Below are 12,986 nucleotides of genomic sequence, written 5' to 3' on the forward strand. Positions count from 1 at the left end.
GAATAATCTACGCGTGCAGGAGAAAACGCGCGGCTGGTTAACCCATGACGACCTGGCTCTGCTTCTGCAAGGGCAGCGCGATATTGCCCGCATTCGCGCCAACAACGCGCATATCGCCATGCAGACGCATCTTCAGTCGACGCTGCTTCGTCTGATCGATATGGCGCTGCTGGGTTGAATATCGCTTTATGACAACAGCTTACGCTTGTTCTCAGTAAGAGAATCAAGCGCCTGCTGATATGACGCATCCACCAGATAGTAAATTTGTGAATCAGGCAAGGAGCCATCAAGAAACACCGTGCTCCAGTGGGCTTTATTGAGATGTTTGCTGGGGCGCACATCGCGATGCTGCTGCCTCAGCAGCTCTGCGAGCTCGGGGCTGGTTTTTAACGAGACCGCGGGCCGGTTGTCCTCCACCTCTTTTATCATCGCAAACAGTACGTCAGCCGCTTTGATTTGCGTCGCTTTCCAGTCGCTATGTACGCTTTGTTCCGCGCCCGGCTTAGCCATGCAGTACTGCAATAAATCCGAAATTGTCATTTTTATTCCCCCATCAGCGTCGCGATGATATGGCGCGATCCGCCATGAATACGATGCTCCCCGAGCCAGATACCCTGCCAGGTCCCCAGCCTGACGCGCCCATCCCGAACGGGCAGCATCAGCGATACGCCCAACATCGACGACTTAATGTGCGAAGGCATATCATCAGGACCTTCATAATCGTGTTCATACGGCGCGTTATCCGGTACGGCAGTAAGAAAATGCTGCTCCATATCGTAACGGACGGTCGGATCGCAGTTTTCATTAAGCGTCAGGGAAGCAGATGTATGCTGGAGCAGCAAATGCAGCAGGCCCGTTTTCACCCGCGACAGTTCACGGATTTGACCGAGAATTTCATCAGTGACCAGATGGAAGCCCCGTGATTTTGGGCCTAACGTCAGGGTTTGCTGATGCCACATAGGCGACTCCTTCTACTAATGAACCTTCCTAAGTGTGCAGCAATAAGCGAAAAGGTAAAACCTTTGGCACGCTATTTTGCACAAAAAAACGGCAGCTCGCTGGCTGCCGTTTTAGCAATTCATAATTAAGCCGTCGTCAGCTTAATATTCTGAATTCACAATCACCTCTTCTCCCTGAGCGCCCGCCATCGGCAGCGGCTTATAGGAAGAGTTGGATGCCCGCAGGACGCGGATCCCGCGTGCGCCAACCTCACGGGCGGCAGAAATATCGTTATCCGAATCGCCGTAGAAGACTTTAATGCCCTTCTCCTGCAGCCACTGCGTTTTGGTGTTCTGACCAGGCTTATCGCCGGCAAAAATAACCGGATTCATGTTCGCTGCCGGGATGAGAAAATCGTCTTGCAGGGTTTTTGATACCGTTTCGGTTTTGGTCTGGCTGCGTCCGGTGACAAAATAGATGCTATCGCCGCGCTTCACATGCATCGCAATCAGCTGGCGCGCCACCTCTTTCGGCATGCTGAATTCATCCCAGCCGTTGTTCATTTTTTCCCAGAACTGCGGATTTTTCAGGTAGTCATCGCTGCCGGGTGAATAGGTTTTCTGCCCGCGCCAGAAGCCCGGACTGGAGAACAGGACGGTATCATCAATATCAAAGCCGACCGCCATCGGTTGGCGTCCCAGCAGGCTATTTTCAATCTGAGCCACGGAAACCCAATGTATTGGCGCCTGTTCGGCGAGTTTCGCCATATTGGTGCCCGTCCACAGCGGCTGCGGTGTGGAGGCGCGAGCAACGACAGAGCTATTTAGCGTGAACAGTAAGCAGATGGCCCCAAAGGCCAGGGTGATCTTGCGCATATTTTTCCCTAAATAATCGAATCGTTATAGTTTTCAATAATGTGTACGCTTATTAATGCACCAAGACCTTACCCCCCGCTGAGGCGGATAGGAAGGTTTTTCTGCTCAGATGTCATATAAAAAGAGAATGATCACACTTCAGGGAGGGAATTACCCTCACCAAAATATTGGCGAGGGTAAAAGCGGTCAGTAAGGATTTATATTACCGCGGCAAAGGCCTGCGCCACGCGCTGTACGTTGCGTGAATTCAGCCCCGCGACGCACATGCGGCCGCTGGCAATCAGGTAGACGCCAAACTCATCGCGCAGGCGGTCGACCTGGGCCGGGCTGAACCCGGTATAGCTAAACATTCCGCGCTGCTTCAGAAGATAGTCAAAATTACCGCCCGGCACCGTCTCTTTAAGCACATTAACCAGCTCCTGACGCATGGCCAGAATACGGGTACGCATCCCTTCCACTTCCGCCAGCCATGAGGCTTTCAGCTCGCTGTCGCTCAGCACCGCAGCAACCACCTGCGCGCCAAAGTTCGGTGGGCTGGAGTAGTTGCGACGTACGGTCGCTTTTAATTGCCCCAGCACGCGAATCGCGGTTTCAGCGTCTTCACAGACGATCGACAGCCCGCCAACGCGCTCGCCGTACAGGGAGAAGATTTTTGAGAACGAGTTGCTGACCAGCATTGGCATGCCGGCGTTCGCAATGGCGCGAATAGCGTAAGCATCCTCTTCCATTCCGGCGCCAAAGCCCTGATAGGCGATATCGAGGAAAGGAATCAAATTACGCGCTTTCAGTACCTCAACCACCTGATCCCACTGGGCGTTGCTGAGATCGGCTCCCGTTGGGTTATGGCAGCACGGATGCAGCAGCACGATATCGCGCTCCGCTAGCGAATTGAGTTTTTCCAGGAACGCCGCGAAACGCACGCCATTGGTCTTCTCATCAAACCAAGGGTAAGTACTTACTTCGAATCCTGCCCCTTCAAATATAGCGATGTGGTTTTCCCACGTCGGGTCGCTCACCCATACGCGCGAGCCCGGGAAGTAGCGTTTCAGGAAATCAGCGCCCACCTTCAGGGCGCCGGAACCGCCCAGCGTTTGAATGGAGGCCACGCGATTTTGCGCCAGCACCTGATGATCGGCGCCGAACAGCAGCGGCGCGATAGCGTGACGATAGGTGTTCAGCCCTTCCATCGGTAAATAGACCGAGGCGCCGTGCGGCTGGGCATTGAGGCGCGCCTCCGCTGCGGCAACCGACTGCAGCTGCGGAATAATCCCGTCCTCGTTGTAATAAAGACCGATGCTGAGATTTACTTTGTCACTACGCGGATCGTCTTTGAAACGCTCCATCAGGGAGAGAATGGGGTCGCCAGCGTAGGCGTCAACTTTCTGAAACACGGGATGTTTCTCCAGGTTTACATGGGCTCGTCATAACACAATAAACCGGATGTGAAAGAAGGTCGAGAGGATGTTGGCGTATGGCTGGGTTTGATCGCCCATCCCGGATGGCGGCTTAAAACGCCTTATCCTGGCTACCGGCCCGCAGCCGGTAGCGAACCCGTAGCCCCGGTAAGGCGTCAGCCGTCACCGGGAGAAAGAGCGCTGGCTGAAATCAATCCACGTACTTCATTGATACCCGCGAAGTCAGGCGGGTAATAAGTTCGTAAGCACTTACTTTTGTGATTGCGGCAATACGCTCGACGGGCAGGCCTTCGCCCCACAGCACGACCGGGTCGCCCGATTTATCCTGCGCTTCGGGCCCGAGATCGACGCAAATCATATCCATCGCCACGCGTCCGACAATCGGCACTTCGCGGCCGTTGACCAGCACCGGAGTTCCGGACAGCGCGGCGCGCGGATAACCATCGCCGTAGCCCATCGCCACCACCCCTAAACGCGTATCACGCTCGCTGATCCAGGTTCCGCCGTAGCCCACCGGCTCCCCGGCTTTATGCTCGCGCACCGCGATCAGGCTCGAGGTCAGAGACATCACCGGCTGGCAGCCAAAGTCCGCGCCGGTAGAGCCACCGTCGAGCGGCGACACGCCGTAGAGAATGATCCCCGGACGCGCCCAGTCGAAATGCGACTGCGGCCACAGCAATATACCGCCGGATGCGGCGATAGAGCGCAGCCCCGGTTTCCCTTCCGTGAAGGTGGTAAAGATATCCAGCTGACGTTCGGTCGCGCCGCACTCGGGCTCATCCGCACGGGCAAAATGGCTGACCACGTTGACCGGCTGGCGGACGTTTTTACACTGGCTGAGACGCTGATAAAACGCTTCGGCCTGTTCGGGCAGAACGCCTAATCGATGCATCCCGGTATCCAGCTTCATCCATACGGTGACCGGCTCGGGTAAATCTGCCTCCTCCAGCGCCGCCAGCTGTTCCGGGCTGTGTACCGCCGTGTGCAGGCGCTGGGTGGAAATCACCGGCAGGTCGGCGGCCTCAAAGAACCCCTCCAGCAGGAGAATCGGCTGGGCGATACCGCCCGCGCGCAGGCGTAGGGCTTCTTCAAGACGGGCGACGCCAAAAGCATCGGCGTCAGGGAGCGTTCGCGCGGTCTCAAGAAGACCGTGTCCGTAGGCGTTCGCTTTCACCACCGCAACCAGTTTGCTGGCGGGCGCCAGTTCACGCAGACGTTGCAGGTTGTGTCGCAGAGCGCGGCGGTTAATGACTACAGTTGCCGCTTGCATTTGAATTCCTTAATAAAAGAATCTCCTGAATCCTTCGCGTTGCAGGAAGGCGACAAGCCTGAGAATCCCCGGGAGCTTAGTAAACTAAGTGACCGGGGTGAACAGGCGTAGTCAACGCATCTGCGGCATGAAGGATGACGGAGATTTATTCGTCGTCGTATTGTGGCCCAGCATAATTATCAAAACGCGACCACTGACCGTTAAACGTCAGGCGCACCGTCCCGATAGGGCCGTTACGCTGTTTACCAATAATAATTTCGGCGATGCCTTTTAAATCACTGTTCTCGTGATAAACCTCGTCACGGTAGATAAACATGATTAAGTCGGCGTCCTGCTCAATGGAGCCGGATTCACGCAGGTCGGAGTTCACCGGACGCTTATCCGCACGCTGTTCCAGCGAGCGGTTAAGCTGCGACAGCGCCACCACCGGCACCTGAAGCTCCTTCGCCAGCGCCTTGAGCGAGCGCGAAATTTCGGCGATTTCCAGCGTACGGTTATCGGAGAGCGACGGCACGCGCATCAGCTGCAAGTAGTCGATCATGATAAGCCCGATCCCCCCGTGCTCGCGGGCAATACGCCGCGCACGGGAGCGCACTTCCGTCGGCGTCAGGCCGGAGGAGTCATCGATATAAATATTGCGCTTTTCCAGGAGGATCCCCATGGTGCCGGAAATACGCGCCCAGTCTTCGTCATCCAGCTGGCCGGTACGAATGCGGGTCTGGTCAACGCGCGACAGCGAGGCCAGAGAACGCATCATAATCTGCTCCGAGGGCATCTCGAGACTGAAGATGAGTACCGGCTTATCCTGCAGCATCGCCGCGTTTTCCACGAGGTTCATCGCAAAGGTCGTTTTACCCATCGACGGACGCGCAGCGACGATAATCAGGTCCGACGGCTGAAGACCGGCGGTCTTTTTATTGAGATCGTCATAGCCGGTATTGACCCCGGTGACGCCGTCATGCGGCTGCTGGAACAGCTGCTCAATACGCGCCACGGTGGCGTCCAGCACCTCGGCGATATTCTTCGGCCCTTCGTCTTTATTCGCGCGGCTTTCGGCAATTTTAAACACCCGGGATTCGGCGAGGTCGAGCAGATCTTCGCTGGTGCGGCCCTGGGGGTCGAAACCGGCTTCGGCGATTTCATTCGCCACGGAGATCATTTCGCGTACGACCGCGCGTTCACGAACGATATCGGCATAGGCGCTGATATTCGCCGCGCTTGGCGTATTTTTCGATAGTTCGGCCAGATAGGCGAAGCCGCCGACGCTGTCCAGCTGACCCTGACGCTCCAGCGATTCCGCGAGCGTAATCAGGTCAATCGGGCTGCCAGACTCCTGCAGACGCGCCATTTCGGTGAAAATATGGCGATGCGGACGGGTATAAAAATCTTCCGAAACAACGCGCTCGGCAACGTCGTCCCAGCGTTCGTTATCCAGCATTAAACCGCCCAACACCGACTGTTCCGCTTCAATCGAGTGCGGCGGGACCTTCAACCCATCGAGCGGATAGTCTCGCACGCGGGGTTCAGTCTGTGGTTTGTTGAAGGGTTTATTTCCTGCCATAGTGAATGGAGTTACCGAGATAGTGAATGGGTCGAAAGATTACCACATTTATGGGGGAAGCATGGCAACACGAATTGAATTTCACCAGCACGGAGGGCCTGAAGTTCTGCAAGCGGTAGAGTTCACGCCGAAAGATCCCGCAGAGCACGAAATTCAGGTAGAGAATAAGGCCATCGGCATCAACTACATTGATACCTATATCCGCAGCGGCCTCTACCCGCCGCCATCATTGCCGAGCGGTCTGGGCACCGAAGCCGCTGGCGTGGTAAGTAAAGTCGGCAGCGGCGTGAAGCATATTAAAGCCGGCGATCGGGTGGTCTACGCGCAATCGGCGCTGGGGGCCTATAGCGCCGTGCACAACGTCCCCGCCGATAAGGCCGCTATTTTGCCGGACGCAATCTCTTTCGAGCAGGCGGCGGCCTCATTCCTGAAAGGGCTCACGGTCTATTACCTGCTGCGTAAAACCTACGAAATCAAAGCGGGCGAGCCGTTCCTGTTTCATGCGGCGGCCGGCGGCGTCGGGCTCATCGCCTGCCAGTGGGCAAAAGCGCTGGGGGCTAAACTGATCGGTACCGTCGGCAGCGCGCAAAAAGCAGAACGCGCTAAACAGGCCGGCGCCTGGCAGATCATTAACTATCGCGAAGAGAATATCGTCGAGCGCCTGAAAGAGATCACCGACGGTAAGAAAGTCCGCGTGGTGTATGATTCCGTCGGTAAAGATACCTGGGAAGCCTCACTTGACTGCCTGCAGCGTCGGGGGCTGATGGTGAGCTTCGGCAACTCTTCCGGCCCGGTGACCGGCGTCAACCTCGGGATCCTCAATCAAAAGGGTTCGCTGTACGTCACCCGCCCTTCTCTGCAGGGCTATATCACCACGCGTGAAGAGCTGACGGAAGCCAGCAACGAGCTGTTCTCGCTGATCGCCAGCGGCGTGATAAAAGTGGATGTCGCGGAGAGTCAAAAATATGCGTTAACCGACGCCAGACGCGCGCATGAGGTGCTGGAAAGCCGGGCGACGCAGGGTTCGAGCTTGCTCTTGCCGTAATGGCCGGAGCACAAAAGTTTAGGGCTTCCACATGGGAAGCCCTTACTTTTTTTTGTTCGGCTGTATGTAGGGTACAGCGCGATGAATTCGTTAACGCGCTAATAGTGACAGATTTAATAAGCAAAGCCTACGCTGTTTTATGCAAAAATCTTCAGGTTGTGACATACCGCTCAATACCTTAGTAACGCCAGCGGTTATTACCGCGATAGCGGTTCGCGGCTGGCGATTTTATCGCCCGAATCACCCAAACCACGACAATGGCCAGCAGCAGCCACGGCAGCAGTTTAATCATTAACGCAAACAGACCGCCGACGAACATCAGCGCGGTCGCGACCACAATCGCGGCAATAATGCCCAGCAGCGACACGCCGGTGACCAACAGCATGACAAAAAAGCCAATTACAAATAAGAGTTCCAGCATCGTCTTTCCCCTAAAGAAATTTTATCTACCTTGCCGGATATTACAAAAATCGTGCCAAATATAACTTATTGAATAAAAACAAAAACGCCCAACACGATACGTGCAGGGCGTGGTGAATTTGACCAGGTTTTAGCGAAAAACTAACGCTTATCGGCAACCAACTTCAGCGCCTGTTCCAGCACGTTGATATCCGCCCCGGCTTTATGCGCATTTTCGCTCAGATAGCGACGCCACTGGCGCGCGCCGGGGATCCCCTGAAACAGCCCCAGCATATGGCGCGTCACATGTCCCAGATAAGTCCCGTTGCTAAGCTCGCGCTCGATGTAGGGATACATCGCCCGGACCACGGAGACCGGATCGGCATCAACGCCGTCCACGCCGAAAATTTCCCGATCCACCGCGGCCAGAATGCCCGGATTCTGATAAGCCTCACGACCGACCATCACGCCGTCCATATGCTCAAGATGCAGCTTTGCCTCTTCCAGCGACTTAATGCCGCCGTTAATCGCCATGGTCAGATGCGGGAAATCACGTTTAAGCTGGTAGACGCGCGGATAATCCAGCGGCGGGATCTCGCGGTTTTCCTTGGGGCTCAGACCGGAAAGCCAGGCTTTGCGCGCGTGGATGATAAACATCTCGCATTCACCTTTCCCGGATACCGTTTCGATAAAATCACACAGAAACGCGTAGCTGTCCTGGTCATCTATGCCAATACGGGTTTTCACCGTGACCGGGATCGACACGACGTCGCGCATCGCTTTAATGCAGTCGGCAACCAGCTGCGCGTTCCCCATCAGGCAGGCGCCAAACATACCGTTCTGCACGCGATCGGACGGGCAGCCGACGTTCAGGTTAATTTCATCATAGCCGCGCGCCTGCGCCAGCTTCGCGCAGTGCGCCAGCGCAGCCGGATCGCTGCCGCCGAGCTGCAGGGCGACCGGATGCTCTTCTTCGCTGTAGGCCAGATAGTCGCCCTTGCCGTGAATAATCGCACCGGTGGTCACCATTTCGGTATACAGCAGCGTATGGCGCGACAGCTGACGCAGAAAATAACGGCAGTGTCTGTCGGTCCAGTCGAGCATCGGCGCGATGGAAAAACGGTGAGCGGCGAAAGCAGTAGGCGTTGATTCTGACATCATGGCGAATAAATAAGCATCCGGGTAAAAAGGGGCGCTACTATAGCACAAAGATAAACCACTGACGCATAGCGTCAGCGCTCACCTTTTTTATCCCGCCATAAACGCTATATTTTCCGCGGCTTCCCGTCGTGAGGGCCAAAAAACTGCGGCGGATGGTCAACCCAGCGATCCTGACGCGTGGCGGCATAGCCGGGGTTCAGCGGGTAGTAGATGCGATTGAATTTCTTATTTGCCTCACCAACGACTAACAGGCGCACCTCCTGCTCGGTGTTATTGAGGAAGGTGTGGCAAATGCCGGTTCCGGCAGGAAAACCGACGCTATCCCCCGGCTCCAGCTTCCAGAGGTAGCCGTTAATCCACACCTCAGGATAGCCGTCCAGCACGTAGATGAACTCTTCTTCATCGCTTTCCGCATGCGGGTAAGAGGTACGACGCCCGGGCGGCAGACGTTCATGGTGGATCCCCAGACGATTCAGCCGCAGGCCGCGCGCCAGCGGCGCGCCGATGGAGAAAAGCTCAGTACTGTCGGGATAGGTGGAATCATCCGCACCTTCCAGTTCACGCCAGTGTCGTATGCAATCAGGTCGTTTCATCGTTTTCTCCCGAAAATGAGATGCTTCAGGTATAGCATAAGGCGGCAAGATAGCGCGCCCCAGAAGCGTATGACCGGGGCGACCAACGCACATGTCACACGAAGTGTGACGGCTATATCCCGCCGGGTCTCGGCGTTTTACCGGTATCGTGATAAAGTAACAGTTTCAGATTCACGCGACCAGAGGACGCTCATGGATAAGACCACTTCGCAACAAATGTTAGCGCATGCTGAAAAGCTGTGCGCGCAGCGTGGCGTGCGCCTGACCCCGCAGCGCCTCGAAGTATTGCGTTTGATGAGCCTGCAGCAAGGGGCAATCAGCGCCTATGACCTGCTCGATCTCCTTCGTGAAAAAGAACCTCAGGCGAAACCGCCGACGGTATACCGGGCGCTGGAGTTTTTACTGGAGCAAGGGTTCGTACATAAGGTGGAATCCACCAATAGCTACGTGCTGTGTCACCTTTTCGATCAGCCAACCCACAGCTCGGCGATGTTTATCTGCGACCGCTGCGGCGGCGTCAAAGAAGAGTGTGCGGAAGGCGTCGAAGATATTATGCATACGCTGGCGGCAAGAATGGGGTTCGCTCTGCGCCACAACGTCATTGAGGCTCATGGCCTGTGCGCCGCCTGCGTTGAAGTGGAAGCCTGCAGTACGCCGGGCCACTGCCACCACGACCATACCATCCAGATCAAAAAGAAAGCCCGCTGAGGCGTTAGCCGCAGCGGGAAACAAGGGTAGCGGTACCTCCATGTACCGATCGTGCAGGCAATAACAGTGGGTTAAAACACGGCGTTTTCGCTACCAGCGATAGTCGTTTTTGGTTTCCCAGTCGGTCACTTCTTTCTCTGCCTGGTCTTTGGCGTAACCGTAACGTTCCTGAATTCTGCCCACCAGCTGGTCGCGTTTGCCTTCAATGACGGTCATGTCATCGTCGGTCAGCTTGCCCCATTTTTCTTTCGCTTTACCTTTGAACTGTTTCCAGTTACCGCCGATTTCGTCTTTATTCATCATGCATTCCTCATCGTTCGGTTATCGTTCGGTGAATGAACAGCCCGCTGTGTACCGGACATGACTTAACTATAGATGAGTATTCTGAGTAAGATTTATTATTCGGAATCTTTAACCATCAGATGAACTAAATGCACTATGAAAACCAGGTTCCACGCTGCCAGTGCCGCCGCCAGATAACCGCCAGGGAAGCGCCGCGCAGGGCGAGAAATACCGCCAGCGCCAGCCACAGCCCGTGGTTACCGAGCGCCGGTACGGTTAACAGCGTCAGGGCAAACCCTGCCGCCGCGACCGCCATGCTGTTGCGCATCTCCGCGCCGCGCGTCGCGCCGATAAACATACCGTCCAGCAGGTAACACCAAACGCCGATGACCGGCAGGATCATCTGCCAGACCAGATAGCGATCGGCCAACTGCTGTAGCGAAGGCAGCGAGGTCAGCAACGCGATAATTTGTTCACCGGCAAGGCCGTAAATCAGCGCAAACGCCAGCGCCACCAACCCTGACTGGCGGCAGGCCGCATGCCAGACCGCAAGCAGTTGGCTGTCGTCACGCGCGCCGTAGGCCTGCCCGGAGTGCGCCTCAACGGCATAGGCAAAGCCGTCCAGCGCATAGGCGGTAAAGGTCAGCATCGTCATGAGGACCGCATTGACCGCGACGATATCGGCGCCGAGGCGGGCGCCAAATACCGTCACCGCCCCGAAGCAGAGCTGTAGCAGCAGCGAGCGCAGCATGATGTCGCGATTCAGCGCCAGCAGACGGCGTATATCGCCGCGCCAGGCGTTTTTCAGCATCGACAGGGATACGCCGCGCAGCGCCAGTACGCGCCGCGCCATAAGCAGTCCGATAAAGAAAGTGGCGTATTCTGCCATGACCGTCGCCAGCGCCGCCCCCTGCACGTTCATATGCAGGCCCATCACCAGCCATAAATCGAGCACAATGTTGAGGACGTTGCCGACCACCAGCAGAATCACCGGCGCTCTGGCGTACTGTACGCCCAGCAGCCAACCCAGCAGAACCAGATTCGCCAGCGAGGCCGGCGCGCTTAGCCAGCGAATCTCAAGGAAGCGTCGGGCCTGTTCAAGCACCGCTTCGCTACCGCCGACAATATGCAGCGCCAGGTTTATCAACGGGATCCTGAAAAGCACAATCGCCAGCCCGGCGGCCAGCGCCAGGCCCAGCGGCTGCACCAGCGCGCGCGCCAGCCGCTGCGGATCCCTGGCGCCAAACGCCTGCGCCGTCAGCCCGGTGGTGCTCATACGCAGAAAAAGGAGCAGCATAAAGAGGAAGCTGGTCGCCGTTGCGCCAACCGCCACGCCGCCCAGATAAATCGGGCTGTCGAGATGACCAATAACGGCGGTATCCACCAGCCCCAGCAGCGGAACGGTGATATTGGAGAAGATCATGGGCAGCGCTAAGCGCCACAGGGCTTTGTCGGCGGCGTTAAAAAGCATGGAGAAAGCGCCTAAATGAGGAAAAACGACGCAGCATCATGCTTCAGATGATGATGCTGCGAGATGAAGAGATTATTGCCAGTTGCCGTTGCGGATAACGCCGACGGCCAGGCCTTCAATAGTAAAGCTTTGTTCGCGAAGGTCGACCACGATCGGCGAGAATTCGCTGTTTTCCGGCAGCAATTCCACGACGTTACCCTGTTTTTTCAGACGCTTCACGGTCACTTCTTCGTCGATACGCGCCACAACCACCTGACCATTGCGCACATCCTGCGTTTTATGGACAGCCAGCAGGTCGCCATCGAGAATACCGATATCCTTCATCGACATACCGCTAACACGCAGCAGAAAATCGGCGTTCGGCTTAAACATGGCCGGGTCCACCTGGTAGTGGCCTTCAATGTGCTGCTGCGCTAGCAGCGGCTCACCTGCCGCGACGCGGCCAATAAGCGGCAGACCGGTTTCTTCTTCCGTCAGCAGACGAATACCGCGGGAGGCGCCGGAAACGATCTCGATTGCGCCTTTACGCGCCAGCGCTTTCAGATGCTCTTCCGCCGCGTTTGGGGAGCGAAACCCCAAGCGCTGAGCAATCTCCGCACGCGTCGGCGGCATGCCCGTCTGGCTGATATGATCCCGAATGAGATCAAACACCTCTTGCTGCCTGGTCGTTAACGCTTTCATTCCGCCCCCTGGGTGTATATACAGTTATGCTGTGAGTATATACAGCTAACGGTGATTTTGGAACCACATTTCACACAAAAATCAGGAGTTTCTTTCCGTTTTGCGAGCAGCTACGACAAGACTTAGCGGTAGTTCGCCCACAGCAGCGTTCCCCACGCGATCAGCGCGATGATAATCGCCAGCAGTACCGCCGCCGATCCCATATCTTTCGCTCGCCCCGAAAGCTCATGATGCTCGGGACCGATACGGTCAACCACCGCCTCAATCGCGCTATTGATAATTTCAACTATCATCACTAACAGGACCGAGCTAATGAGCAGCACCCGCGTGATGGCATCGACGTCTAACCAGCAGGCGATCGCCACGGCAATAACGGCCGCGATGCCTTCCTGACGAAATGCGGCCTCATTGACCCACGCCGCACGGAATCCTTTCCAGGAATACCCGGCCGCTTTAATAATTCGGGTTAACCCAGTGGTATTATTGGCCATCAAACAAACCTTTTTATGTAAATGACGTCAATGAGTGTACGCGTTTGCCGCGTTACAACGGAAATTTTGCGCACTTTCTGTTATTCTTGCGGCGC

At 56.2% G+C, this 12,986-nt stretch carries 16 protein-coding genes; 3 read left to right on the forward strand and 13 right to left on the reverse strand.

Going from position 1 to position 12,986, the window contains the following annotated elements:
• Nucleotides 1-13: 13 nt before the first annotated feature.
• Nucleotides 14-178: a hypothetical protein gene (locus tag ACE3MN_RS24910; RefSeq protein ID WP_004137542.1), complete on the forward strand. Its 165-nt coding sequence runs from the start codon at nucleotides 14-16 to the stop codon at nucleotides 176-178.
• Between the two features lie 8 nt (nucleotides 179-186).
• Here ACE3MN_RS24910 and ACE3MN_RS24915 read toward each other — a convergent pair whose 3' ends face one another.
• From ACE3MN_RS24915 to dnaB, 6 genes are all read right to left on the reverse strand, one after another.
• Entirely contained in the window at nucleotides 187-540 is a 354-nt protein-coding gene (locus tag ACE3MN_RS24915) for an MmcQ/YjbR family DNA-binding protein (protein WP_004127822.1), read from the reverse strand.
• A 2-nt stretch (nucleotides 541-542) separates the two neighbouring features.
• Nucleotides 543-959 carry a secondary thiamine-phosphate synthase enzyme YjbQ gene (locus ACE3MN_RS24920; protein WP_024360189.1) on the reverse strand — a complete coding sequence of 139 codons (417 nt, stop codon included), beginning with the start codon at nucleotides 957-959 and terminating at the stop codon, nucleotides 543-545.
• Nucleotides 960-1,100: 141 nt separating this feature from the next.
• Complete coding sequence (gene aphA, locus ACE3MN_RS24925) at nucleotides 1,101-1,814, reverse strand: acid phosphatase AphA (RefSeq protein ID WP_004137547.1); 714 nt, start codon at nucleotides 1,812-1,814, stop codon at nucleotides 1,101-1,103.
• Between the two features lie 197 nt (nucleotides 1,815-2,011).
• Nucleotides 2,012-3,205 carry an aromatic amino acid transaminase gene (gene tyrB / locus ACE3MN_RS24930; protein WP_064411557.1) on the reverse strand — a complete coding sequence of 398 codons (1,194 nt, stop codon included), beginning with the start codon at nucleotides 3,203-3,205 and terminating at the stop codon, nucleotides 2,012-2,014.
• Nucleotides 3,206-3,419: 214 nt separating this feature from the next.
• A complete protein-coding gene (alr, locus tag ACE3MN_RS24935; RefSeq protein ID WP_024360187.1) occupies nucleotides 3,420-4,499 on the reverse strand; it encodes an alanine racemase in 1,080 nt (359 codons plus the stop codon).
• Between the two features lie 145 nt (nucleotides 4,500-4,644).
• Entirely contained in the window at nucleotides 4,645-6,060 is a 1,416-nt protein-coding gene (gene dnaB / locus ACE3MN_RS24940; protein ID WP_024360186.1) for a replicative DNA helicase, read from the reverse strand.
• Between the two features lie 61 nt (nucleotides 6,061-6,121).
• Between dnaB and ACE3MN_RS24945 the strand changes: the two genes are divergently transcribed.
• Entirely contained in the window at nucleotides 6,122-7,105 is a 984-nt protein-coding gene (locus tag ACE3MN_RS24945) for a quinone oxidoreductase (RefSeq protein ID WP_024360185.1), read from the forward strand.
• Nucleotides 7,106-7,283: 178 nt separating this feature from the next.
• Here the strand turns inward: ACE3MN_RS24945 and pspG are convergent, their stop codons facing one another.
• The 3 genes from pspG to ACE3MN_RS24960 all read right to left on the reverse strand — a co-directional run bounded on the left by pspG (nucleotide 7,284) and on the right by ACE3MN_RS24960 (nucleotide 9,258).
• Complete coding sequence (gene pspG, locus ACE3MN_RS24950; protein WP_004137559.1) at nucleotides 7,284-7,526, reverse strand: envelope stress response protein PspG; 243 nt, start codon at nucleotides 7,524-7,526, stop codon at nucleotides 7,284-7,286.
• Nucleotides 7,527-7,666: 140 nt separating this feature from the next.
• The gene (gene dusA, locus ACE3MN_RS24955) at nucleotides 7,667-8,665 is read right to left on the reverse strand and encodes a tRNA dihydrouridine(20/20a) synthase DusA (RefSeq protein ID WP_024360184.1); all 999 of its coding nucleotides are present in this window, start codon (nucleotides 8,663-8,665) and stop codon (nucleotides 7,667-7,669) included.
• 104 nt (nucleotides 8,666-8,769) lie between these two features.
• A complete protein-coding gene (locus ACE3MN_RS24960; RefSeq protein ID WP_004127806.1) occupies nucleotides 8,770-9,258 on the reverse strand; it encodes a cupin domain-containing protein in 489 nt (162 codons plus the stop codon).
• A 192-nt stretch (nucleotides 9,259-9,450) separates the two neighbouring features.
• On the opposite strand from ACE3MN_RS24960, the gene zur reads away from it, so the two are divergent.
• Nucleotides 9,451-9,966: a zinc uptake transcriptional repressor Zur gene (gene zur / locus ACE3MN_RS24965; protein ID WP_004137565.1), complete on the forward strand. Its 516-nt coding sequence runs from the start codon at nucleotides 9,451-9,453 to the stop codon at nucleotides 9,964-9,966.
• Between the two features lie 90 nt (nucleotides 9,967-10,056).
• Here zur and ACE3MN_RS24970 read toward each other — a convergent pair whose 3' ends face one another.
• From ACE3MN_RS24970 to ACE3MN_RS24985, 4 genes are all read right to left on the reverse strand, one after another.
• On the reverse strand, nucleotides 10,057-10,266 hold the full coding sequence (locus ACE3MN_RS24970) for a CsbD family protein (protein WP_004137568.1): 210 nt from the start codon (nucleotides 10,264-10,266) through the stop codon (nucleotides 10,057-10,059).
• A 136-nt stretch (nucleotides 10,267-10,402) separates the two neighbouring features.
• On the reverse strand, nucleotides 10,403-11,719 hold the full coding sequence (dinF, locus tag ACE3MN_RS24975) for an MATE family efflux transporter DinF (protein WP_024360183.1): 1,317 nt from the start codon (nucleotides 11,717-11,719) through the stop codon (nucleotides 10,403-10,405).
• Between the two features lie 72 nt (nucleotides 11,720-11,791).
• Entirely contained in the window at nucleotides 11,792-12,400 is a 609-nt protein-coding gene (gene lexA / locus ACE3MN_RS24980; protein WP_004097774.1) for a transcriptional repressor LexA, read from the reverse strand.
• A gap of 122 nt (nucleotides 12,401-12,522) precedes the next feature.
• Nucleotides 12,523-12,891 carry a diacylglycerol kinase gene (locus tag ACE3MN_RS24985; RefSeq protein WP_004127797.1) on the reverse strand — a complete coding sequence of 123 codons (369 nt, stop codon included), beginning with the start codon at nucleotides 12,889-12,891 and terminating at the stop codon, nucleotides 12,523-12,525.
• Nucleotides 12,892-12,986 lie beyond the last annotated feature (95 nt).

This window comes from Klebsiella grimontii, from assembly GCF_042137965.1.
Classification (GTDB): domain Bacteria; phylum Pseudomonadota; class Gammaproteobacteria; order Enterobacterales; family Enterobacteriaceae; genus Klebsiella; species Klebsiella grimontii.